This is a genomic window from Photobacterium sp. 2_MG-2023 (genome assembly GCF_030547675.1).
Classification (GTDB): domain Bacteria; phylum Pseudomonadota; class Gammaproteobacteria; order Enterobacterales; family Vibrionaceae; genus Photobacterium; species Photobacterium arenosum.
In genome coordinates, this window is sequence record NZ_JAUOQQ010000062.1 from 1 (window position 1) to 736 (window position 736).

The 736-nt window shown below is 55.4% G+C and carries 1 rRNA gene; it reads left to right on the top strand.

What is annotated here, in order from left to right:
* Positions 1-693, top strand: a 23S ribosomal RNA gene (locus Q4491_RS21460); the annotation flags it as partial.
* Positions 694-736 lie beyond the last annotated feature (43 nt).

Below are 736 nucleotides of genomic sequence, written 5' to 3' on the forward strand. Positions count from 1 at the left end.
ATCCGGGGTGCGGACAGTGCCTGGTGGGTAGTTTGACTGGGGCGGTCTCCTCCCAAAGCGTAACGGAGGAGCACGAAGGTGGGCTAATCACGGTCGGACATCGTGAGGTTAGTGCAATGGCATAAGCCCGCTTAACTGCGAGAATGACGGTTCGAGCAGGTGCGAAAGCAGGTCATAGTGATCCGGTGGTTCTGAATGGAAGGGCCATCGCTCAACGGATAAAAGGTACTCCGGGGATAACAGGCTGATACCGCCCAAGAGTTCATATCGACGGCGGTGTTTGGCACCTCGATGTCGGCTCATCACATCCTGGGGCTGAAGTCGGTCCCAAGGGTATGGCTGTTCGCCATTTAAAGTGGTACGCGAGCTGGGTTTAGAACGTCGTGAGACAGTTCGGTCCCTATCTGCCGTGGGCGCTGGATGATTGAAGGGAGTTGCTCCTAGTACGAGAGGACCGGAGTGAACGAACCGCTGGTGTTCGGGTTGTGTCGCCAGACGCATTGCCCGGTAGCTAAGTTCGGCACAGATAACCGCTGAAAGCATCTAAGCGGGAAGCTGGCCCTGAGATGAGTCATCCCTGAGGCTTTGAGCCTCCTGAAGGGCTGTTCGAGACTAGAACGTTGATAGGCAGGGTGTGTAAGCGTTGTGAGGCGCTCAGCTAACCTGTACTAATTGCCCGTGAGGCTTAACCATACAACACCCAAGGGGTTTTACGGACTCCATGAGCACTTGAATG